Origin of the sequence: Zeimonas arvi (genome assembly GCF_008039575.1) — a bacterium.
In the GTDB taxonomy this organism is placed as follows: domain Bacteria; phylum Pseudomonadota; class Gammaproteobacteria; order Burkholderiales; family Burkholderiaceae_E; genus Zeimonas; species Zeimonas arvi.
Genome location: NZ_VDUY01000003.1, coordinates 328,676 through 349,072, shown reverse-complemented (window position 1 = coordinate 349,072; position 20,397 = coordinate 328,676). Strand labels below are relative to the sequence as shown.

The 20,397-nt window shown below is 69.3% G+C and carries 19 protein-coding genes and 1 tRNA gene; 5 read left to right on the top strand and 15 right to left on the bottom strand.

Annotated elements, in window-relative coordinates; genetic code table 11:
* Positions 1-20: 20 nt before the first annotated feature.
* The 10 genes from FHP08_RS09030 to FHP08_RS08985 form a co-directional block, all read right to left on the bottom strand.
* Positions 21-2,318 (bottom strand): xanthine dehydrogenase family protein molybdopterin-binding subunit, encoded by a 2,298-nt coding sequence (locus tag FHP08_RS09030; protein ID WP_222707851.1) that lies wholly within the window; start codon positions 2,316-2,318, stop codon positions 21-23.
* On the bottom strand, positions 2,318-3,298 hold the full coding sequence (locus FHP08_RS09025; protein ID WP_147704116.1) for an acetamidase/formamidase family protein: 981 nt from the start codon (positions 3,296-3,298) through the stop codon (positions 2,318-2,320). The genes FHP08_RS09030 and FHP08_RS09025 overlap by 1 nt, the downstream gene beginning before the upstream one ends.
* Positions 3,299-3,312: 14 nt before the next feature.
* Positions 3,313-4,077, bottom strand: a complete 765-nt coding sequence (locus tag FHP08_RS09020) for an SDR family NAD(P)-dependent oxidoreductase (RefSeq protein ID WP_147704115.1) — start codon at positions 4,075-4,077, stop codon at positions 3,313-3,315.
* Positions 4,074-4,811 carry an ABC transporter ATP-binding protein gene (locus FHP08_RS09015; RefSeq protein WP_222707850.1) on the bottom strand — a complete coding sequence of 246 codons (738 nt, stop codon included), beginning with the start codon at positions 4,809-4,811 and terminating at the stop codon, positions 4,074-4,076. Before FHP08_RS09015 ends, FHP08_RS09020 begins: the two co-directional genes overlap by 4 nt.
* Positions 4,804-5,550 carry an ABC transporter ATP-binding protein gene (locus FHP08_RS09010; protein ID WP_147704114.1) on the bottom strand — a complete coding sequence of 249 codons (747 nt, stop codon included), beginning with the start codon at positions 5,548-5,550 and terminating at the stop codon, positions 4,804-4,806. The genes FHP08_RS09015 and FHP08_RS09010 overlap by 8 nt, the downstream gene beginning before the upstream one ends.
* A complete protein-coding gene (locus FHP08_RS09005; protein WP_147704113.1) occupies positions 5,547-6,485 on the bottom strand; it encodes a branched-chain amino acid ABC transporter permease in 939 nt (312 codons plus the stop codon). Before FHP08_RS09005 ends, FHP08_RS09010 begins: the two co-directional genes overlap by 4 nt.
* Positions 6,486-6,488: 3 nt before the next feature.
* A complete protein-coding gene (locus FHP08_RS09000) occupies positions 6,489-7,352 on the bottom strand; it encodes a branched-chain amino acid ABC transporter permease (protein ID WP_147704112.1) in 864 nt (287 codons plus the stop codon).
* A gap of 58 nt (positions 7,353-7,410) precedes the next feature.
* Entirely contained in the window at positions 7,411-8,667 is a 1,257-nt protein-coding gene (locus tag FHP08_RS08995) for an ABC transporter substrate-binding protein (RefSeq protein WP_187272235.1), read from the bottom strand.
* A 221-nt stretch (positions 8,668-8,888) separates the two neighbouring features.
* Positions 8,889-8,964 (bottom strand) — tRNA-Thr (locus FHP08_RS08990).
* Positions 8,965-9,027: 63 nt separating this feature from the next.
* Positions 9,028-10,101: a Rossmann-fold NAD(P)-binding domain-containing protein gene (locus tag FHP08_RS08985; RefSeq protein ID WP_147704110.1), complete on the bottom strand. Its 1,074-nt coding sequence runs from the start codon at positions 10,099-10,101 to the stop codon at positions 9,028-9,030.
* A 70-nt stretch (positions 10,102-10,171) separates the two neighbouring features.
* Between FHP08_RS08985 and FHP08_RS08980 the strand changes: the two genes are divergently transcribed.
* The 4 genes from FHP08_RS08980 to FHP08_RS08965 are packed head-to-tail and all read left to right on the top strand — an operon-like array spanning position 10,172 to position 15,530.
* Positions 10,172-11,215 (top strand): CDP-6-deoxy-delta-3,4-glucoseen reductase, encoded by a 1,044-nt coding sequence (locus tag FHP08_RS08980; RefSeq protein ID WP_147704109.1) that lies wholly within the window; start codon positions 10,172-10,174, stop codon positions 11,213-11,215.
* A 49-nt stretch (positions 11,216-11,264) separates the two neighbouring features.
* Positions 11,265-11,924 (top strand): ABC transporter ATP-binding protein, encoded by a 660-nt coding sequence (locus FHP08_RS08975; RefSeq protein ID WP_147704358.1) that lies wholly within the window; start codon positions 11,265-11,267, stop codon positions 11,922-11,924.
* Between the two features lie 7 nt (positions 11,925-11,931).
* The gene (locus tag FHP08_RS08970) at positions 11,932-14,322 is read left to right on the top strand and encodes an ABC transporter permease (protein ID WP_147704108.1); all 2,391 of its coding nucleotides are present in this window, start codon (positions 11,932-11,934) and stop codon (positions 14,320-14,322) included.
* Positions 14,319-15,530, top strand: coding sequence for an efflux RND transporter periplasmic adaptor subunit (locus FHP08_RS08965; RefSeq protein ID WP_147704107.1), 1,212 nt, complete (start codon positions 14,319-14,321; stop codon positions 15,528-15,530). The genes FHP08_RS08970 and FHP08_RS08965 overlap by 4 nt, the downstream gene beginning before the upstream one ends.
* Here FHP08_RS08965 and FHP08_RS08960 read toward each other — a convergent pair.
* From FHP08_RS08960 to FHP08_RS08940, 5 genes are all read right to left on the bottom strand, one after another.
* A complete protein-coding gene (locus FHP08_RS08960; protein WP_147704106.1) occupies positions 15,503-16,231 on the bottom strand; it encodes an ABC transporter ATP-binding protein in 729 nt (242 codons plus the stop codon). The genes FHP08_RS08965 and FHP08_RS08960 overlap by 28 nt on opposite strands.
* 29 nt (positions 16,232-16,260) lie before the next feature.
* On the bottom strand, positions 16,261-17,034 hold the full coding sequence (locus tag FHP08_RS08955; RefSeq protein WP_147704105.1) for an ABC transporter ATP-binding protein: 774 nt from the start codon (positions 17,032-17,034) through the stop codon (positions 16,261-16,263).
* Entirely contained in the window at positions 17,031-18,158 is a 1,128-nt protein-coding gene (locus FHP08_RS08950) for an ABC transporter permease subunit (protein WP_147704104.1), read from the bottom strand. The genes FHP08_RS08955 and FHP08_RS08950 overlap by 4 nt, the downstream gene beginning before the upstream one ends.
* 10 nt (positions 18,159-18,168) lie before the next feature.
* Positions 18,169-19,035: a branched-chain amino acid ABC transporter permease gene (locus FHP08_RS08945; RefSeq protein WP_407704012.1), complete on the bottom strand. Its 867-nt coding sequence runs from the start codon at positions 19,033-19,035 to the stop codon at positions 18,169-18,171.
* A gap of 534 nt (positions 19,036-19,569) precedes the next feature.
* Positions 19,570-19,881 carry a c-type cytochrome gene (locus tag FHP08_RS08940; RefSeq protein ID WP_147704102.1) on the bottom strand — a complete coding sequence of 104 codons (312 nt, stop codon included), beginning with the start codon at positions 19,879-19,881 and terminating at the stop codon, positions 19,570-19,572.
* A 213-nt stretch (positions 19,882-20,094) separates the two neighbouring features.
* Between FHP08_RS08940 and FHP08_RS08935 the strand changes: the two genes are divergently transcribed.
* Positions 20,095-20,373, top strand: a complete 279-nt coding sequence (locus FHP08_RS08935; protein WP_147704101.1) for a TIGR04438 family Trp-rich protein — start codon at positions 20,095-20,097, stop codon at positions 20,371-20,373.
* Positions 20,374-20,397: the final 24 nt, after the last annotated feature.

Below are 20,397 nucleotides of genomic sequence, written 5' to 3'. Positions count from 1 at the left end.
CGAATCGGCTGAAGAAGGGCTCATGCCCGCTGTCGTCGGGCCGACTGCAGGGCCGCCCAGACGCGCTGCGGCGTCATCGGCAGGTCGAGATGGGTCACGCCTTCGTCGGCCAGCGCGTCGAGGATCGCGTTGACCGCGGACGGAATCGAGCCCGCGACGCCGGACTCGCCTGCGCCCTTGACGCCGAGCGGGTTGGTCGTGCAGGGCGCCACGTGGTGCGCTGTACGGATGCGCGGCAGGTCGTTGGCGCGCGGCACCCGATAGTCCATCAGCGACGCCGTCAGCAGTTGCCCATTCTCCGAATAGACGAGCTGCTCGCCGAGGACTTGTCCCAGGCCCTGTGCCACGCCTCCGTGGACCTGGCCCTCGACGATCACCTCATGCACGATGTTCCCGACGTCGTCGACCGCGGCGTAGTCCACGATGGTGACGACGCCCGTCTCGGGGTCGATCTCGACCTCGCAGACGTGGCAACCGTTGGGGAAACTCATCTCCGGTGCCGCGAAGGTCGACACCGTGTCGAGCACGCCGCCGCGCCGGACGATCTCGCCGAGCTCCACGCTGCGGTCCGTTCCAGCGATGCGGAAGCGGCCTTTGCGGTATTCGATGTCGTGCTCCGCAGCCTCGAGGATCTCGGCTGCGAGGATTTTTCCCTTCTTGATCATCTCGTCGACGGCCTGCGAGGCTGCTCCGCCAAGCATCATCGTCGAACGCGAAGCGACTGTGGCAATGCCGCCGGGGACTTCGTGGCTGTCGCCCTGGATCACGCGCACGCGGGCCGGGTCGATCTGCAGCAGCCGGCCGAGCATCAAAGGGATCGTCGTCATCTGTCCCTGTCCCATCGCCTGCGCGCCGGTGCGCAGCTCGACGCCGCCGTCACGGCCGAAGCGCAGGTCGGCAGTCTCGGTCAGGGGTGCCCCGCCAGCCACCTCGAGGAAGCAGCCGAGGCCGATGCCGCGCAGCCGGCCTGCCGCGCGGGCCCGCCGCTTGCGCTCGGGAAATCCCTGCCAGTCGGCGAGCGCGAGCGCCTTGTCGAGCACGGCCTCGAACTCGCCGCTGTCGTAGACCTGGCCACTGGGCGCCTTGTAGGGCATCGCGGTGGCGGGAATCAGGTTGCGGCGGCGCAGGCTGACTGGATCGATGCCGGTCTTTCGCGCGGCCAACTCGATCAGCCGCTCGACCAGGTAGATCGCCTCGGGCCGGCCGGCGCCCCGATATGGGCCCAGTGGGGCGGCGTTGGTCAGGATCGTCTTCACACCGATGTGGATGGCCGGGATCGCGTAGACGCTCGACAGGCAGTTCTTCGTGTTGTTCGTGGCGACGATCGCCACGTAGGTGGACGCATAGGCGCCGATGCCGACGAGCGTCCGGACCCGCAACCCGACGAATCGTCCGTGTTCGTCGAGTCCGAGCTCGCCCTCGAGGATTCCGTCGCGGCCGTGCGTGTCGGCCAGGAAGCTTTCGAGACGCGTCGCGCACCAGCGCACCGGCCTGCCCACGCGGCGTGCGGCATGCAGCAGCGCCGCGTACTCGGCGTAGGCCTGGACCTTCATGCCGAATCCGCCGCCGACGTCGTGCGTGAGCACGCGGATCGTCTCGAGCGGGACCTTGAAGACCGACTCGGCGAGCAGCTTGCGTACGACCGAGACGCCCTGCGTCGGCGCGATCAGCATATACCTGCCCAGTTCCGCGTCCCAGCTCGCGATCGCCGCGCGGGGCTCCAGCGCCGTCGGCGCGACGCGCGTGTCCTCGAGACGCACCGATACCCGGCATGTGGCCCGCGCCAGCGCCGCCTCGACGGCATCGGCCTCGCCGTGCTCCCAGTCGAGCGACACATTGCCCGGCGCCTGCGGCCAGAGCTGCGGGGCGGCCGGCTCCGACGCTCGACGCACGTCTGAGGCCGCGAGCAGCTCCTCGTAGTCGATGGCGACCGCTTCGGCGGCGTCGCTGGCCTGGGCGACCGTTTCGGCCACGACCAGCACGACCGGCTCGCCGACGTAGCGGACCCGATCGACGGCGAGCACGGGGATTGCCGGCCCGAACATCGGCTTGCCGTCGCGGCCGGGAAGCAGCACCAGCGGCGGAATGTCGCCGAGGCCCGCCTCGGACAGCCCGCTGCCGGTGAAGATGCCGAGCACGCCGGGCATGCCGGCCGCCGCTTCGGCGTCGATCCTGCCGATCGTCGCGTGGGCGTGCGGCGACCGCAGGAAGACCGCGTGGACTTGTCCGGGCAGTCGGACGTCGTCGGTGAACCGGCCGGCGCCGGTGAGCAGCCTCGGGTCTTCGTCGCGCCGGCGGCTGCCGCTTTCAGAAGCCATCATCGTGCTGCTCCGCTTGTCGAACCGGCATCCTGGCCGCCGGGTCCGTCGGCCAGCAGGTCGCGCCTTACCATCGCGTGAATGCCCTTGTTGCCGTCCACCAGTTGCGTCACGTGCAGGTCGCAGGCGAGGCTGCAGAAGACGTAGGCCTCGGAGGCGGTCCAGCCCTGTGTCTGCACAAGCCAGGCGATCATGTCCCGCAATGCCTGTTTGGCCGCATCGTCCAGGTCGGGATCCATGCCGAGCGTGATGTAGTGGGTCGGCGTGATCGCGCGCGGCATCGCAAGCCGCATGTCCCGGTGCAGGATCAGCTCGAAGCTCCCTTTCAGGCAGGTTTCGAGCGCGGTCAGACAGACTTCGCCGTCGCCCTGCACGGCGTGACCGTCGCCAACCGACAGATTGGCACCGGGGACAAACACGGGCAGGAACAGCGAGGTGCCGGCGACGAACTCCTTGCAGTCGATGTTGCCGCCGAACTCGCGCGGCTCGACCGTCGAGATGCGACCGTATTCTGGCCGCGGTGCGGTCGCGATGATGCCGAAGAATGGTTGCAGCGGCACCGCCGGGCCCCATGGAAGTCGGGTCGTCATTGCCGCGCGGTCGATCGGAAGCACCCTGGCCTCGGTGCGGGGGAAATCCTCCGGAAGCGTTCCGCGCAGCGGACGCATGACGTTCCAGCCCCAGTCGGCGGTGAGCTCTATCGACCGGATCCTGACCTCCAGCGTGTCGCCAGGGCGAGCGCCGCGAACCGAGACCGGGCCAGTCAGGATGTGGGGGCCGGGCCCCTGGCGGACCTCGTCCAGAATCTGGCGGTGGACGGCCGACATCAGAGTGGGGTCAGCCACGTCCGCCCAGCCGGACACCGTGTCGATGGTGATCGTGTCGCCCGAGTCGATCTCGAGCCGGGCCGGCAGCGCCGCGTCGAAGTAGCCCCAATGCACTGTCGCGGGGGTCGGGTCGAGTCGATGATGGGCCGGCATGTGGCGTCCTCCGTTCAGGCCTGGATCGTGTAGCCCCCGTCGACCGGAATCGCCGTTCCGGTGATGAACTGCGAGCCAGGGCCGGCCAGCAGCACGGTGATCGCCTCGAAGTCTGCCGGCGTGCCCCAGCGCCCGGCCGGTGTGCGGCCGCGGACCTTCTCGTCCAGGCCCGGCAACTGCTCGCGAGCCCCCTTCGTGAGGTCGGTGGCGATCCAGCCCGGCAGGATCGCATTGACCTGGATGTCGTCGGCCGCCCAGGCGGTGGCCAGCGCACGGGTCATCTGCACGATGCCGCCCTTGCTTGCGGCATAGGCGACGGTGAACGAGGCGGCCATCACCGACATGATCGAGCCGATGCTGATGATCTTGCCGCCGCCTGCCCGCTTCATGTGCGGATACGCGGCATGCGAGCACAGGAAGGCGCTGGTCAGGTTGCTGTCGAGGACGCGATGCCACTCCTGCGCGGTGTAGTCCTGCGGCTGCTTGCGGATCGCGATGCCGGCATTGTTCACGAGGATGTCGAGCCGGCCGAAGGCCTCGGCCGCCTTGTCGACCGCAGCGCGACAGTCGGCTTCCTCGAGCAGGTCGGCCTCGATCGCGATGACCTTTGCGCCGAGCGTCTCCAGCTCGGCCACCGCCTGGCGATTCTTGTCGAGGTTGCGTCCGGCGATCGCGATGCCAGCACCGGCACGCGCCATGCCACGCGCCATGCCCAGGCCGATGCCGCCATTGCCACCGGTCACGAGGGCCACGCGGCCCGAGAGATCGAATGCGTTCATGCAGATGCCTTGCGTCGTGAGACGCCCAGATGTTCGTCGAGGATCTCGGGGGACTGCGAAAGCTGGTTGGGCGTACCCTCGAAGACGAACTGTCCCGACGAGAGCACGTAGATGTAGTCGGCTACCGACATGGCCAGCGCCAGGTTCTGCTCGACCAGCATCACCGCGAGGCCGTGCTCGCGCAGCCGCCTCATGATCTCGCCGACCTGGAGAACGAGACGAGGTGACAGGCCCTCCGAGGGCTCGTCCATCAGCACGGTGTCGGGATTGGCCATAAGTGCGCGTCCGACGGCGAGCATCTGCTGTTCGCCGCCGGACAGCGCGCCGCCGAGGTTGTCGATCCGCTCGGCCAGTTGCGGAAACTCCTCGAGCACGCCGTCCAGCGTCCAGCGTCCCGCGCGAGGCCGCGACAGCATGCTGGTCGGTAGCAGCAGATTCTCCCTGACGGTCAGCGAACGGAAGATCCGGCGTCCCTGGGGAACCAGCGCAATCCCGGCCTGGGCGATGGCGAATGACGGCTGGCCGCGTAGCGACCGGCCGCGCAGCAGCACGTCGCCGTCGCGCGGCGGCGTCAGGCCTGCGACGGTCCGGATCAGCGTTGTCTTTCCCATCCCGTTGCGGCCGAGAATGGCCACGATCCGGCCCGCATCGAGTTTCAGGCTCAGCCCATGCAGCACATGGCTGTCGCCGTAATAGGTGTGGACCCGGTCCACGTTCAGCAGCGGATCAGGCATGGCCGAAGTAGACCTCCCTGACCTCGGAGTCGGATTGGACCGTGTCGGGGTCGCCCTCGATGATCACCTTGCCGCGGTGCAGCACCGTGACCCGGTCGGCCAGTGCGAGCGCGACGTCCATGTCGTGTTCGATCATCAGCAACGTGAGGTGGCGGGGCAGCGCGGCGATCATCCGGGCGAAATGCTGCCGTTCGCTCGGCGACAGGCCCGCGCAGGGCTCGTCCAGGAACAGCACGCGCGGCCCCGTCTTCATCGCGAGCGCCAGTTCCAACTGGCGCCGCTCGCCGTAGGACAGCCGTGCGACCGAATCGTTCGCCCGGTGCGGAAGCCCGACCATTTCGAGGGACTCCGCCGCCTGCTCGCGCAATTCCGGATAGGCGTCGACGGGCCGGTACGCGACCCACTTGCGGCGGTCCTTGCCGAGCAGCGCCAGGATCACGTTGTCGATCACGGTGAGATCAGTGAACACGTTCGAGATCTGGAAGGTTCGTCCCATGCCGAGCTCGGTCCGTCGTGCCTCGCCGAGGCGCGTGACGTCGGTGCCGAACATCGATACGGTGCCGGTGGTCGCCTGCAGCGTGCCGGTGATGCAGTGGAACAGCGTTGTCTTGCCGGCGCCGTTCGGCCCGATCAGGACACGACGCTCGCCCGGCGCGACCGACAGCGACACGTCGTCAATCGCGCGGATCCCGCCGAAACTCTTCGAGAGCGAGCTCACCGAAATGGCTGCCTGGCTCATGGCCTGCCGTCTCCCCGATGTCCGATCCTCGCGACGATGCCCATGACTCCGCTCGGTGCCCACAGCACGACCGCGATGAAGACGATGCCCATCACCGCTGCGTGCATCTCGAAGAAGCTGCTGACCCAGTTGCGAAGCGCGAGCACGATGCCGGAGCCGAGGAAGGGGCCGATGATGGTCCCGCTCCCGCCGATGATCGCCATCAGCACCGCTTCGACCGAGATCGGGAACGAGGCCGAGACCGGGTTGACGAAGCGGTTGTAGTAGACGTAGAGCACTCCGGCGAAGCTGGCGATCGTGGCCGACAGTACGAAAGCAGCGTACAGGTGGACATTCGGACGAAAGCCGACGCTGGTCATCCGGCTCTCACTGCTCTTGATGCCCTTCAGCGCCAGGCCGAAGGGCGATCGGATCAGCACGCGGTAGGCAAGCATCGAGGCGATCACGACGACCAGCATGAAATAGTAGTAGGCGGTGATCGATTCGATCGCCATCCCGCCGACACTGGGCCGCGGCACATTGGTCACGCCGTTGTCGCCGCCGGTGAACGAGGACCACCTGTACGCGACCCCCCACACGACATAGCCGAGCGCGATCGTGGTCAGGATGAAGTAGACGCCGCGCGTGCGAACCGCGAGCCCGAACAGCAGGCCGAGCGCGGTGCCTGCCAGCACGCCGGCCGGTGCGGCGGCGGCTGTCGACACTCCGTAGCGCACCTGCAGGATTGCGGTGGTGTAGGCGGCGACCGAGAAGAACGCGGCGTGGCAAAGCGAGAACAGGCCGGCGTGGCCGAGCAGCAGGTCGACCGACAGCGCGAGCAGGCCGAAGATGAAGACCTGGGTCAGTAGCGCGACCCAGAACGGGCCGGCAACCAGCGGGAGCAGCACGGCGGCCGCGATCGTCACGGCCATGAGGGCGAGGCGGCTGCGGGACATGCGTCAGTGCGCCTTTCCGAAGAGGCCCGTTGGGCGGAAGAGCAGCAGGATCGCCATCGGGCCGAACAGGACGAAGTACGAGAATTCCGGCAGAAGCCAGCGACCATAGGCGTCAAGAAGCCCGACGATCAGCGCGCCGATCATGGCGCCCTCGAGGCTGCCGAGCCCGCCAACGATGACGACCACCAGCGCGAAGACGAGGATCTCCCATTCCGCGCCCGGATACAGCGTCAGGAACGCACCGCCGACCACGCCGGCGACGCCGGCCAGGAACGATGCGAGCGCCGAGACCATGATGAACAGGAGCCCGACGTTGATGCCGGTGGCGCCGACCATTTCGCGATCGTCGACACCGGCGCGCACCACCGCCCCGAGTTGCGTACGGTGGTACAGCAACCAGAGAAGGATGCCGACGCCGGCGCCGATGAGGATCAGTACCAGCCGGAAAGTCGGGTACATCATGCCGCCGGGCAGTTCGACCGCGCCGCGCAGCGCCATCGGGATCTGGACCTTCAGGTTGTCGCCGCCCCAGATCGACAGCGCGACGTCGCCGATCACGAACGCGATGCCGACCGTCAGCAGCACCTGGGCAAGGTGATTCTCGCCGGTGCGCCGGATGAGGAACCGGTCGATGAACAGGCCGAGGATGGACACGGCGATCCCGCCGATCACGATGGCGGCGACGAAGCTGCCGGTGGCCTGACCGACCGTGTAGCCGATGTAGCCGCCGAACAGGTAGTACGCGCCGTGCGCCATGTTGACGATGCGCATCAGGCCGAAGGACAGGGTGAAGCCGCTGGCGAGCAGGAACAGCAGCGCCGCGAGCGACACGCCGTTGATCGCCTGCAGGATGGCGCTGCTGGTCATTGGTGCGAACGAAGATGAGGGGACGGCGCGGGCCGTTCCCCTCGGGGCTTGACGAGCATCAGCGCTTGTACGGACCGCGCTTCAGGAAGTCCTCGGGCTTGTCGGTCCAGAACTGCGAGACGCCCTCGTAGGTCTTGACCGGGACGTTGGTCAGCACGTCGCCGAGCACCGGGTGCTTGATCTTCTGGATCTTCGAGATATAGACGTTCTGGATCGGGTTGTCGTACTCGTCGAGACGCAGCGGTCCGCGCGGGGCCCTGACCTGCACCGTGCGCATCGCCTTCAGGAAGGCCTCGCGATCCTCGACCTTCCCGTTGATCGAGTCGATCGCCGTCTTGGTCCACAGGCCCGCGGTGTAGGCGGACTCGCCGAACCACGACGGCAGGCGACGGTATGCCTGCGCGAATGCGGTCGTGAACGCCTTGTTCTCGGGGGTGTCGAGTCCCGCCGCGTAGTTCAGGGAATTGCCGATCATGCCGATCGCGCGGTCGTCGAGTTGGGGCAGAACGTCCTGATGCATCCAATAGCCGCCGTAGATCGTCTTCTTCTTGTCCATGCCGAAGCTGAACCACGCCTCGAACAGCCGGACTCGGTCGGCGCCCACGACGACGGCGACCACTGCGTCGGTGTCGGCAGGGATCGACGCGATCGTCGCGCCGTAGTCCTTGGTGCCGATCGGATTCCAGATCAACTTGGCGACCTTGCCACCCGCCTCGGTGAAGGTGCGGACCATCCCGAGTGCCACCTCCTGGCCCCAAGTGTAGTCCTGGGCGATGAAAGTCACGTTGCGCTTGCCGAGTTCCTTGTACAGGTAGTCACCGAACGGGTGGCCGATCTGGCTGGCCGAGACTGCGGTGCGGACCATGGTCGGAGTGCGGTCCCACTTGGTCACGCTGTCGGCGCCAGCCGAGTCCATTACCAGCGGTACCCCGGTCTCCTTGCTCACCTGCGCCACGGCGGGTCCCTCGTGGCCGCACAGCGGCCCGACGAGGAAGTGCACCTTCTCCTGGTGGACGAGGCGCCTGGCCTGCGTCAGCGCCTGGTCGGGGTTGCAGGTGGTGTCGGCGATCACGTACTCCACATTGCGACCGCCTGCCTGGTTCTTGGCCTGCTCCCAGAAGAGCTTCCAGCCATCGACCATGTCCTTGCCTGGTGTGGAAAGCGGGCCGGTGACGGGCGCGAGCACGCCGATCTTGATCGGCGCCTGGGACTGGGACTGGGCCTGGGTCCCCGGGACAGTCGCCATGCCGAGGGCGGCCAGCGCGACCGCGGCCAGGCCGAATCGCTTCGCGCGATTCAGGGAAAGGAATCGCATGACGTCTCCTCCATGCATTTATGAGTTGTTCGAGGATGCTATGTCAGACCCGCGAGAATCAGCAATGCCTTTGCGGGATTCCGGAACCCGTTTGTCGGGCTTGCCCGCTCGCGTCTGGCGGCCAAGGTAGAGCCGCTCTCGAGTGGAGTCGGAGTCGCCAATGCGGCGCAGAAATGAAAAAGGGGTTGGCCGCTTTCGCTGCCAACCCCTGGAGAATTCCTTGGTGCCGATGGACGGACTCGAACTGTCGACCTTCGCATTACGAATGCGCTGCTCTACCAACTGAGCTACACCGGCGTTCCACGGGCGAACCCGAAGAGCCCGCGATTATAGCAGAGGCCGGGCGCCGCCGCGCAAGGCTCAGGCTGCCCTGCCCGCAAGGCGTTGCGCCCGCACCTCGGCGAGCGCCGCGTCCACCGTGGGCCAGCGCAGCCGGGCCCGCAGCTCGCGCTTGAGCCGCCGGTTGGCCAGCCGGCGCGACTCGCTCATGAAGGACAGCATCATCGGCGACACCTGCGCGGCCAGTTCCGCGCGGGGCAGGCGCGGCGGGCGGGGCAGGCCGCAGGCGTCGGCCACGCGGTCGAACCAGTCGCCCATCTTCAGGCCGGAGTCGTCCACCGCGTTCACCGCGCGCCCGGGCCGGCCGCGGAGCAGCGCCAGCCAGGCGATCGCGGCCAGGTCGTCGGCGTGGATGTGATTGGTGTGGCTGTCTTCGGCCGGCAGCGGTGCGGGCAGGCCGCGGCGCAGCCGGTCCGCCGGCAGGCGGTCGTGGGCGTAGATGCCGGGCACCCTCAGGAGGGCCACGCTTGCCAGGCCACGGCGCACCGCGTCGCGCGCCCGGCGTTCGGCGGCCACCCGGCGTCTCGCGCGCGCGGTCGTGGGCCGCGGTGGACGCGACTCGTCGACCAGGGCGCCGCCGCAGTCGCCGTAGACGCCGGTGGTGCCGATCAGCGTCCAGCGCGCGGGGGCGGTGGCGGCCAGCGGCGGGCGCAACCGTTCGGCGAGCGGGAGCGTTTCGGCATCGCGGCCGAGGCGCCTGCGGGCCCGCGCTCGCGCGCGCCCGCGGGCCGTGATCAGGTGACCAAGTCGAGGGTCGTCTTCGCCGCTGTCGGGCGGCGGGGCGAGGTAGACGGTCCAGCGAGCGAGCCCGCCGAGACGCCGGGCACTGGGCACGGGCAAACGCACGCCGTTCGGCTCGCGAGCGCTCGACTTGCCCGCCCACGCGTCGAGGTCCACCCCTAGCGTCCGAGCCCCCAGGCTTCGCGCGGTGGCCCGCCGTTGCGGATCACGCGTCACCGCAACGACCGAGAGCTGCCCGTGCGCGATCCGCTTCGCCAGCCGGCGCAGCAGCCGCAGGCCCACGTCGCCGCAGCCCACGACCAGCAGGCGGGGGCGGCGCAGGCGCGCAACGGGGGCGGGGGCAGGGGCTCTCATCGGCGGGCTTTGTTGTCGCGGGCGATAATAGCCGCTTTGTCCGACTCGACCTCTCGACCCCCGACTCGCCATGACCGTCACCGTCACCGTCCAGCCCAGTGGCCGCCAGTTCACCGTGGAAGACGACGAGTTCGTCCTCGACGCCGCGCTGCGCCAGGCCGTCGTGCTGCCTTACGGCTGCAAGAACGGCGCCTGCGGCTCCTGCAAGGCCAGGGTGCTGGAAGGCACGGTCGAGATGGGCCTCCACTCCGACAAGGCGCTGAAGCCTTCCGAGGCGGTGGCGGGCTACGCGCTGATGTGCTGCTCGACGCCGCAGGGCGACATCACGATCGAGAGCCGGGTGGTGGCCGCCGCCGGCGACATCCCGGTGCGCAAGATGCCCTGCCGGATCGCCTCGATCGAGCGCGCCGCGCCCGACGTGGCGGTGGTGAAGCTGCAGCTCCCGGCCAACGAGCGGCTGCAGTACCTGGCCGGCCAGTACGTCGAGCTGATCCTGCGCGACGGCTCGCGCCGCAGCTATTCGATGGCCACCGCCCCGCACCTGGCCGAGCAGCTCGAGCTGCACATCCGGCACATGCCGGGCGGCAGGTTCACCGACGCGCTGTTCGGCACGGCGCGGCCGGTGGTGAAGGAACGCGACATCCTGCGCTTCGAGGGCCCCTTGGGCACCTTCTTCCTGCGCGAGGACAGCGACAAGCCGATCGTGCTGCTCGCCAGCGGCACCGGTTTCGCGCCGATCAAGGCAGTGATCGAGCATGCGCGGCACAAGAACATCCGGCGGCCGATGACGCTCTACTGGGGCGGCCGGCGCCCGCAGGACCTCTACATGAACGCGCTGTGCGAGCAGTGGGCGGCCGACATGCCGGACTTCCGCTACGTGCCGGTGGTGTCCGATGCGCTGCCCGAGGACCGCTGGCAGGGCCGAAGCGGCTTCGTGCACCGCGCGGTCATCGAAGACTTTCCCGATCTATCTGGCCACCAGGTCTACGCCTGCGGTGCGCCGGTGGTGATCGACTCGGCGCGGCGCGACTTCGTCGCGCAGTGCGCGCTGCCCGAGGACGAGTTCTACGCCGATTCGTTCACCAGCGAAGCCGACCTGGCGAAGGTCGGCTGATGTGGAGGAGGCGCTCTTCCATGCTCGGGGCGTCTGCAAGGTCTACCGGATGGGCGAGGTCGAGGTGCACGCGCTGCGCGACGTGGACCTGGACCTGTACGCCGGCGAATTCGTCGTGCTTCTCGGCGCGTCGGGCAGCGGCAAGTCCACGCTGCTGAACATCCTGGGCGGGCTCGACCGTCCGAGCAGCGGCGAGGTCTGCTATCGCGACCACGATCTCGCCGCGGCCAGCGATGGGCAGCTGACCGAGTTCCGGCGCGAGCACGTCGGCTTCGTCTTCCAGTTCTACAACCTGATCCCGAGCCTGACCGCCCTGGAGAACGTGGCGCTGGTCACGCAGATCGCGGCCGACCCGATGGACCCGGGCAAGGCGCTCGACCTCGTTGGGCTGTCGGAGCGGCGCCATCATTTTCCGGCGCAGCTGTCCGGTGGCGAGCAGCAGCGGGTCGCGATCGCCCGTGCGGTTGCCAAGCGCCCCGACGTGCTGCTGTGCGACGAGCCGACCGGCGCGCTCGACTACCCCACCGGCAGGCTGGTGCTCGAAGTGCTCGCGCGCGTGAACCGCGAGCTCGGCACGATCACCGTGGTGATCACGCACAACGCGGCGATCGCGGCGATGGCCGATCGGGTGATCCGGATCAGCAGCGGGCGGATCGTGGAGGTCACGCGCAACGACCGGCGCGCCTCGCCGGCCGAGATCTCGTGGTGAGCGGACGATGCAGGAGGCCGGCCGGAACCTGACCCCGAGCCCGCTGGTGCGCATCGTGCTGCGCGAGCTGTGGCACCTGCGCGGCCAGGTGCTGGCCGCAGCGCTGGTCGTGGCCTGCGGCATCGGCGCCTACGTGGGCATGCGCGGCACCTATCACTCGCTGCTCGTCGCCCAGTCCGACTACTACCGCGCGTATCGCTTCGCCGATGTGTTCGCGCAGCTGAAGCGCGCGCCCGAGGGCCTGGTCGCGCGCATCCGCGCGATTCCCGGCGTGGCCGAGGTGCGCACCCGGGTGGTGGCCGACGTCACGCTCGACGTGCCCGGGCTGGCGGAGCCGGCCACCGGCCGCCTGGTGTCGATCCCCGAGCGGCGGGCGCCGATGCTCAACGACCTTGCCCTGCGCGCCGGGCGCTGGGTCGAACCCGGCCGCCGCGACGAAGTGATCGCCAGCGAGACCTTCGCCAGGGCGAACGGACTGCGGATCGGCGATTCGATCGGCGCGGTGCTCAACGGCCGCTGGACGCGGCTGGTCGTCGTCGGGCTCGCGCTCTCGCCCGAGTACGTCTACGAGGTCGGCCCCGGTGCGCTGTTCCCCGACAATCGGCGTTTCGGCGTGCTGTGGATGAGCCGCGAGGCGCTGGGCCCGGCGTTCCAGATGGACGGCGCCTTCAACGACGTGTCGCTGTCGCTCGCGGCCAGCGCCATCGAGCAGGAGGTCGTCGACCGGCTCGACCGCGCGCTCGCGCCCTACGGCGGCCTGAGCGCCTACGCGCGGCGCGACCAGCTCTCGCACCGGATCCTGACCGACGAGTTCGGCGAGATCGAGATCACTTCGACCTGGATCCCGGGCCTCTTCCTCGGCGTGGCCGCCTTCCTGCTGTACGTGGTGCTGGCGCGGCTGGTCAGCATGCAGCGCGCGCAGCTCGGCTTGCTGAAGGCCTTCGGCTACCGCGACCTGACCGTCGGGCTGCTCTACCTGGGCTTCGCGGTCTTCGCCGTGGGCGCGGGCACCGCGGCCGGCATCGCGCTCGGCCTCTACCTGGGGCACCTGAACGTCGGCATGTATGCCGACTACTTCCACTTTCCGCGCCTGGCCTTCGCGGTCCATCCGCCGGTCCTGGCGACCGCCATGCTGATCGGGCTGGCAGCGGCCAGCGTGGGCGCGCTCGACGCGGTGCGTCGTGCGCAGCGGCTGCCGCCGGCCGAGGCCATGCGCCCCGAGCCGCCGGCCGCCTTCCGCGAGGGCTTCGTCGAGCGCAGCGGGGCCGGCCGGTGGCTGTCGCCCGCGGCGCGGATGATCCTCAGGAACCTCGCGCGCCACCCCTGGAAGGCCTTGCTCTCGATCGTGGGGATCGCGCTGGCCGTCGGAATCATGGTCGTGGGGCGTTTCGGCCTCGATTCCGCCGCGTACCTGCTGCGCGTGCAGCTCGACGTGGTGCAGCGTGGCGACGTCAGCGTGATGTTCCACGAGCCGCGCGAGGAGGCTGCGCGCGACGAGATCGCGCGCCTGCCGGGCGTCGTGCGGGCCGAGGGCTTTCGCGCGGTGCCGGTCTGGCTTCGCAGCGGGCATCGCGCGAAGAAGGTGCAGGTGCTCGGGCTGGACGCGAACGCCGAGTTGCGCCGGCTCGTCGACCGCGAACTGCGTCCGATGGCCTTGCCGCCGGAGGGCCTGGCGCTCTCGCGAAAGCTCGCCGAGATCCTGGACGTCGTGCCCGGCGACCGGGTCGAACTCGAGGTGCTGGAAGGGGCGAGGCCGGTGCGCGAGGTGCCGGTGGCCGCGATCGTCGACGAGTACCTGGGGCTGTCGGTCTACATGGACCGGACGACGCTGTCGCGATTGCTGCGCGAGGACCGCCCGCTGTCGGGGGTCGACCTCGATGTCGATCCGGCTCAGGCGGGGCAGCTCTATGCGGCGCTCAAGCGGCTGCCGCCGGTGGCGGCGGTGGCGGTCAAGGACACGCTGCGTCGCACCGTGCAGGACTCGCTCGATCGCGCCTTCCGGATCTTCAGCCGGATCATCGTCGCCTTCGCCGGCATCATCGTGGCGGGCATGGTCTACAACAGCGCGCGGATCGCGTTGTCGGAGCGCGGCAACGAGCTGGCCAGCCTTCGCGTGCTGGGCTTTCGCGAGCGCGAGGTCGTCGCCATCCTGCTCGGCGAGCAGGCGCTGCTGGTCGCCGCGGCGATCCCGCTCGGGCTGGCCATCGGCCATGGCCTGGCGGCGGCGCTGGTGCCGGTCTTCGATCGCGAGATGTTCCGCCTGCCCCTGGTGATCTCCGGCGAGACCTACGCCTGGGCGTCGCTGACCGCGATCGCCGCGGCGGTGTTCTCGGGGATACTTGTGGCGCGGCGGATTCGCCGTCTCGACCTGATCGCGGTGCTGAAGACGAGAGAGTGAGCGAAGCGATGAAGATCCCGTTGCGGCGCATCCTGTACGCGGCAGGCATGCTCGGCGCACTCGCGTGGCTGGGCTGGGTGTTCCGTCCCGTGCCCATCGCGGTCGAGACGGCGCGCGTCGATCGCGGCCCGATGGAGGTCACGATCGACGAGCGCGGCGAGATGCGCAGCCACGACCGGTTCACGATCGCTGCGCCGGTCGCCGGCCGCCTGATGCGCATCGAGGTGCACGACGGCGATCGCTTCGACGAGAACCAGGTGCTGGCGCTGATCGCGCCGCTGCCGCTCGGTCCGCGCGAGCGCGACGAGTGGACTGCACGCGTCGCGGCGGCCGAGGCGCTGCAGCGCGAGGCCGAGGAGCGCGCGCGCCATGCCGAGGCCAGCCTCGCGCAGGCGCGGCGCGAGCGCACACGCATCGAGAAGCTGGTCGCCGACGGCTTCGTGTCGCCGCAGGCTGCCGAGCAGGCGCGGATCTCGGAGACGATCGCGATCAACGACGCCGAGGCGGCGCGCCATCGCGCGCGGTCGGCGGCGGCCGAAGTCCGCGTGGCGCGCGCCGCGCTGATCGGCCCCCCGGCGCCGAATGGCGCGGTCGGCGGCCCGGCGGCGCTGGTGCCGGTGCGCGCGCCGGTTGCGGGCCGCGTGCTGCGGATCGTGGACCCGAGCGAGCGGGTCGTGGCTGCCGGCACGCCGCTCATGACGATCGCCGACCTGTCGCGGCTCGAAGCGGTGATCGAGATGCTGTCGACCGACGCGGTGCGGGTGCGGCCCGGCATGCCCGTGCGCGTGGAGGGCGGAGCGGGGGCGGCGCCGCTCGGCGCGAGCGTGCGGCTGGTCGAGCCCTTCGCGTTCACCAAGGTGTCGGCGCTCGGCATCGAGGAGAAGCGCACCAGGGTGATCGCGGACCTGCTCGAAGCGCCCGGGCCGCTGGGCGATGGCTATCGCATCGAGGCGAGCGTCGTGCTGTGGCATGCCGGGGACGTCCTGCGCGTGCCGGCCAGCGGGGTGTTCCGCTGCGGCGAGGGCTGGTGCGCCTTCGTCGTCGAGGACGGGCGGGCGCGACGCCGCGAGATCGCGCTCGGTCAGCGCAACGCGCTGCAGGCGCAGGTGCTGGAGGGGCTCGCCGAGGGCGAGAGCGTGGTCCGCTATCCGGCCAACGACCTGGGCGACGGCGCGCGCGTTCAGCCCGGCGTTTCCTCGCCCAGGTAGGCGGCCCGCACCCGCGGGTCGTCGAGCATCTGCTTCGCCGGCCCGGTCATCGTGACCAGGCCCGAGTCCATCACGTAGCCGCGGGTCGCGCATTCCAGCGCCAGGCGCGCGTTCTGCTCGACCAGCAGGATCGTGGTGCCCTGGGCCGAGACCTCTCGCACCACCTCGAAGATCTTCTCGACCATGATCGGCGACAGGCCCATCGAGGGCTCGTCGAGCAGCAGCAGCGAGGGCCGGCTCATCAGGGCGCGGGCCATGGCCAGCATCTGCTGCTCGCCGCCGGACATCGTCCCGGCAAGCTGGTCGGCGCGTTCCTTGAGCCGCGGGAAGGTCTCGAACATCCGCTCGATGTCGGCGCGCACGCCGCCGGCGTCGCGGCGCGTGTACGCGCCCATCTGCAGGTTCTCGGTGATGGTCATCCGCGCGAACACGCCGCGGCCTTCGGGCACCATGGCCAGCCCCTGCGCGACCAGGGCGTAGGAGCCCAGGCCACGGATCGACTTGCCGCGATACTGCACGTCGCCGCCCGCCCAGGGCAGGGTGCCGGTGACCGCCTTCAGCGTGCTGGTCTTGCCCGCGCCGTTGGCGCCGATCAGCGCCACCAGCTCGCCTTCGCGCACGTCGAGGTCGACGCCCTTGACCGCCTGGATGCCGCCGTAGGCGACCCGCAGGCCCTGGATGCTGAGTACCGTGTCGGACATGGCCGTTCTCTTCCTGTTTCGAGGCGCGGTCAGTGCGCGGCGGCCGCGCCGAGATAGGCCTCGATGACGGCGGGATTGCGCTGCACCTCGGCCGGCACCCCCTCGGCGATCACCTTGCCGTAGTCGAGCACGGTCACGCGGTCGCACAGCCCCATCACGAGCTTCACGTCGTGCTCGATCAGCAGGATGGTCACGCCGTCGCCGCTGATGCTCTCGAGCAGGTCGCGCAGCGTGAGCTTCTCGGTGGCGTTCATGCCGGCGGCCGGCTCGTCGAGCGCGAGCAGCCGCGGCTCGGTGGCCAGCGCGCGGGCGATCTCCAGCCGGCGCTGGTCGCCGTAGGACAGCGTGCGCGCCTGGTAGTCCGCATACCGGGCGATCCCCACGTAGTCGAGCAGCTCCATGGCGCGCTTGCGGATGGCCTCTTCCTCGGTGCGCTGGCCGCCGGTGCGGAAGATCGCGCCGACCACGCCGGCCTTGGTGCGAACATGGCGCCCCACCATGACGTTCTCGATCGCGGTCATCTCGCCGAACAGACGGATGTTCTGGAAGGTGCGGGCGATGCCGGCCTGCGCGACCCTGTGGACCGCTGTGGGCTCGTAGGCCTCGCCCTCGAGCTCGAAGCTGCCCGAGTCTGGCGTGTAGAGCCCGGTGATCACGTTGAAGAAAGTGGTCTTGCCGGCACCGTTGGGCCCGATCAGCCCGTAGATCTGGCCGCGCCGGATCTCGAGCCCGACGTCGGACAGCGCCTGCAGGCCGCCGAAGCGCTTGTTGACGCCCTTGACCGAGAGCAGCAGCTCGCTCATGCCGGGCTCCTCTGCGTGCTGGGCCGGATGCCGTGCTTGGGCGCGGGCCAGATGCCGGTGGGCCGGAACAGCATGATCAGCACCAGCGACAGGCCGAAGAGCAGCATGCGCAGCGCCTCGGCCGGGATCACTTCGGTGCCGAACAGCGCCATCTGGACCGGCTTGGCCACTTCGCGCAGCGTCTCGGGAATGGCGTAGAGCAGGATCGCGCCCAGGATCACGCCGGGCACGTGGCCCATGCCGCCGAGCACCACCATGGCCACGATCACGATCGACTCCATCAGGATGAAGCTCTCGGGCGAGACGAAGCCCTGGAAGGAGGCGAACATCGCGCCGGACACGCCGCCGAACGAGGCGCCCATCGCGAAGGCGAGCAGCTTCATGTTGCGCACGTTGATGCCCATGGCCTTGGCGGCGATCTCGTCCTCGCGTACCGCCATCCAGGCGCGGCCGATGCGCGAATCCTGCAGGCGGATCGACACGACGATCACGCCGATCGTCAGCACCAGGAACAGGTAGTAGTACAGCGTGACCGAGGGGACCGTGAGCTCGCCGATCTCGAGGTTGCGCGAGAAGTCGACGCCGGCGATGCGTACCGGGTCGATGTTGCTGATGCCTTGCGGGCCGTTGGTGAAGTTCAGCGGCGCGTTCAGGTTGTTCATGAAGATGCGGATGATCTCGCCGAAGCCCAGCGTGACGATCGCCAGATAGTCGCCGCGCAGCCTGAGCACCGGCGTGCCGAGCAGGATGCCGAAGAACGCCGCGAGCGCCGCGCCCAGCGGCACCACCAACCAGATCGAGCTGTGCAGGCCGTCGGGGAAGGTGGCCGCGATCCACGGGAAGTTCATCGCCAGGTGCGGCGAGGCGAGCAGCGCGTACATGTAGGCGCCCACCGCATAGAAGGCCACGTAGCCCAGGTCGAGCAGGCCGGCGTAGCCCACCACGATGTTCAGGCCCAGCGCGAGCATCACGTAGAGCAGCGCGAAGTCGGCCATCCGCACCCAGCGGTTGCCGCCCATGCCGAGCACGAAGGGCAGCGCCGCCAGGACGAGCGCGATGACGATCGTGGCCGCGAAGGCGGCGCGCGGCTTGCCGGCCAGGGTCGGGAGGAATTGCGTGATCATCGTCGCTCCCTCAGGCCCGATCGGCGACGCGTTCGCCCATGATCCCGGAGGGTCGGAACAGCAGCACCAGGATCAGCACCGCGAAGGCGAAGATGTCCTGGTAGTGGCTGCCCAGGAAGCCGCCGGTCAGGTCGCCGATGTAGCCCGCGCCCAGGCTCTCGATGATGCCCAGCAGCAGGCCGCCCACCACCGCGCCGGCGATGTTGCCGATGCCGCCCAGCACTGCCGCGGTGAAGGCCTTGAGCCCCGGGATGAAGCCCATCGAGAAGTGGACGATGTTGTAGTTCAGCGCCACCAGCACGCCGGCCACCGCGGCCAGCGCCGCGCCGATCGCGAAAGTGGCGGCGATCACCTGGTTGGCGTTCACGCCCATCAGGCCCGCGATCCGCGGATTCTCGGCGGTGGCGCGCATCGCCCGGCCGAGCTTCGTGCGGTTCACCAGCAGCACCAGCCCGGTCATCATCGTGGCGGCCACGACCAGGATCAGGATCTGCTTGGGCGCGAGGATGGCGCCGAAGATCGGCACCGGGTCGGTGGGCAGCAGGTCGGGAAACACGATCGGATTCGGCTTCCAGATGATCATGGCCACCGTCTGCAGCACGATCGACATGCCGATCGCCGTGATCAGCGGCGCCAGCCGCGGCGCATTGCGCAGCGGCCGGTAGGCCACCCGCTCGATGAACATCGACAGGAGCATGCAGACGGGGATCGCGGCCACGGTCACGATCAGCAGCACCAGCGGCCCCGGCACGCCCGCCGCAAGCAGGGTGGGCACCAGCCAGACCGCGACCATCGCGCCGATCATCAGCACTTCGCCGTGCGCGAAGTTGATCAGCTGAAGGATGCCGTAGACCATCGTGTAGCCCAGGGCGACCATCGCATAGACGCTGCCCAGCACCAGGCCGTTCAGGATCTGCTGAAGCAGGATGTCGAAATTGAACAATTGCGCCCCTCTCCGTGGCTGCACGCACCGATCGCGTGCGAAATGCACGGAGCGGACCGGCGTCTCGGCTCTTGCAGGATCCATGCCGAAGGGATCCGTTCCGAAATCGCGAAGCGGCGCGATTCTAGCGGAAAGCGGGCACGGGAGAAGGGAGAAGGGAGAAGGGAGAAGGGAGAAGGGAGAAGGGAGAAGGGCCGACGCGGTGCCGGCGAGCGCGGGAAGTGCCGGCGCAAAAAAAATGCCCCGGTCGGGAAGGAGCGGGGCAAACCAGCCAGGGAGGAAACCGGAGACTCTGGCTTCGATGCTGGGCTCGGCCGAGGCGCTTGTCTTGCCGGCGGCGATTACCGGGCCGCTGCGCCCGACGGGCGGTCGGAGAAGGCCGCGACGCAGGCTCCGGCGTGAAAAAAGGGCGCCCGCAGCGCCCCTTCTTCCTGGATCCGGCGCTTCACGCCCCGGAAACCGGATCGATCACTTGATCGACATGACCCACTTGGCGAGGGTCTCGGCCTCGGCCTCGGAGACCTGCGGGTTGGCCGGCATCGGGATCTGGCCCCAGACGCCCACGCCGCCCTTGCGGATCTTCTCGGAGAGCTTGGCGACCGCGTCCTTGTCGTTCGCGTACTTGGCGGCGACATCCTTGTAGGCCGGGCCGATCAGCTTCTTGGCTTCGGCATGGCAGGCCATGCAGTTCTTGGCCTTGGCGAGGTCGGCGCTGGCCATTGCGGCGCCGGAGGCGAGACCGAGGGCCACGGCGAGCGAGAGGGTGCGGATCGCTTTCATGAGTGCTCCGTTGACTTGATGCTGCTGGAATACATGTTTTCGGCAAGGGAGAGTGTACCGCAGCACACCCTCGACACCTTCCCATCAACGTCCCGGGGGGGAGTCGGTTGACCGGGCTGCCGTCGAGGCGGCATTGCCTGCCGTTCGACCGCCCGTGGATGACCGTTCGTGCGTAATCGGCGATGGTCGGACTCTCTTGGAGGGAGCGCCGAAATGCCATTCGTCTGGGCCGGAGTCTTGCTGTTGGCGCTGCGCGCGTTCGGGGTCGACCCGGTGACCGAATGGTCCTGGGGCTGGATCCTGGCGCCATTCGCCTGCGCCTTCGTGTGGTTCGAGATCGTCGAACCGCTGTTCGGGCTCGACCGCGTGTCGGATCCCGGCGAAGAGCTGGCAGAGGTCCGCCGCAAGCGGATCGAGGCCATGTTCCCGCATTTCAGGTTCCGCCGGCGCGTCGCCGCCCGCGCGAGCGCACAGGACGACTCGGGCGGCTGAGACGCCCGGGGCGGCGTCCCGCCG

Bases quoted from the DNA above. Each gene is read 5' to 3' on its own strand.
- FHP08_RS08980 (WP_147704109.1), top strand. From the start codon at position 10,172: ATGACCGTCACCGTCACCGTCCAGCCCAGTGGCCGCCAGTTCACCGTG.
- FHP08_RS08985 (WP_147704110.1), bottom strand. From the start codon at position 10,101: ATGAGAGCCCCTGCCCCCGCCCCCGTTGCGCGCCTGCGCCGCCCCCGC.
- FHP08_RS08970 (WP_147704108.1), top strand. From the start codon at position 11,932: ATGCAGGAGGCCGGCCGGAACCTGACCCCGAGCCCGCTGGTGCGCATC.
- FHP08_RS08960 (WP_147704106.1), bottom strand. From the start codon at position 16,231: ATGTCCGACACGGTACTCAGCATCCAGGGCCTGCGGGTCGCCTACGGC.
- FHP08_RS09010 (WP_147704114.1), bottom strand. From the start codon at position 5,550: ATGAGCCAGGCAGCCATTTCGGTGAGCTCGCTCTCGAAGAGTTTCGGC.
- FHP08_RS09005 (WP_147704113.1), bottom strand. From the start codon at position 6,485: ATGTCCCGCAGCCGCCTCGCCCTCATGGCCGTGACGATCGCGGCCGCC.
- FHP08_RS08995 (WP_187272235.1), bottom strand. From the start codon at position 8,667: ATGCGATTCCTTTCCCTGAATCGCGCGAAGCGATTCGGCCTGGCCGCG.
- FHP08_RS08935 (WP_147704101.1), top strand. From the start codon at position 20,095: ATGCCATTCGTCTGGGCCGGAGTCTTGCTGTTGGCGCTGCGCGCGTTC.
- FHP08_RS09030 (WP_222707851.1), bottom strand. From the start codon at position 2,318: ATGGCTTCTGAAAGCGGCAGCCGCCGGCGCGACGAAGACCCGAGGCTG.
- FHP08_RS08950 (WP_147704104.1), bottom strand. From the start codon at position 18,158: ATGATCACGCAATTCCTCCCGACCCTGGCCGGCAAGCCGCGCGCCGCC.
- FHP08_RS08940 (WP_147704102.1), bottom strand. From the start codon at position 19,881: ATGAAAGCGATCCGCACCCTCTCGCTCGCCGTGGCCCTCGGTCTCGCC.
- FHP08_RS08975 (WP_147704358.1), top strand. From the start codon at position 11,265: ATGGGCGAGGTCGAGGTGCACGCGCTGCGCGACGTGGACCTGGACCTG.
- FHP08_RS09020 (WP_147704115.1), bottom strand. From the start codon at position 4,077: ATGAACGCATTCGATCTCTCGGGCCGCGTGGCCCTCGTGACCGGTGGC.
- FHP08_RS09015 (WP_222707850.1), bottom strand. From the start codon at position 4,811: ATGCCTGATCCGCTGCTGAACGTGGACCGGGTCCACACCTATTACGGC.
- FHP08_RS09025 (WP_147704116.1), bottom strand. From the start codon at position 3,298: ATGCCGGCCCATCATCGACTCGACCCGACCCCCGCGACAGTGCATTGG.
- FHP08_RS08955 (WP_147704105.1), bottom strand. From the start codon at position 17,034: ATGAGCGAGCTGCTGCTCTCGGTCAAGGGCGTCAACAAGCGCTTCGGC.
- FHP08_RS09000 (WP_147704112.1), bottom strand. From the start codon at position 7,352: ATGACCAGCAGCGCCATCCTGCAGGCGATCAACGGCGTGTCGCTCGCG.
- FHP08_RS08945 (WP_407704012.1), bottom strand. From the start codon at position 19,035: ATGGTCGCCCTGGGCTACACGATGGTCTACGGCATCCTTCAGCTGATC.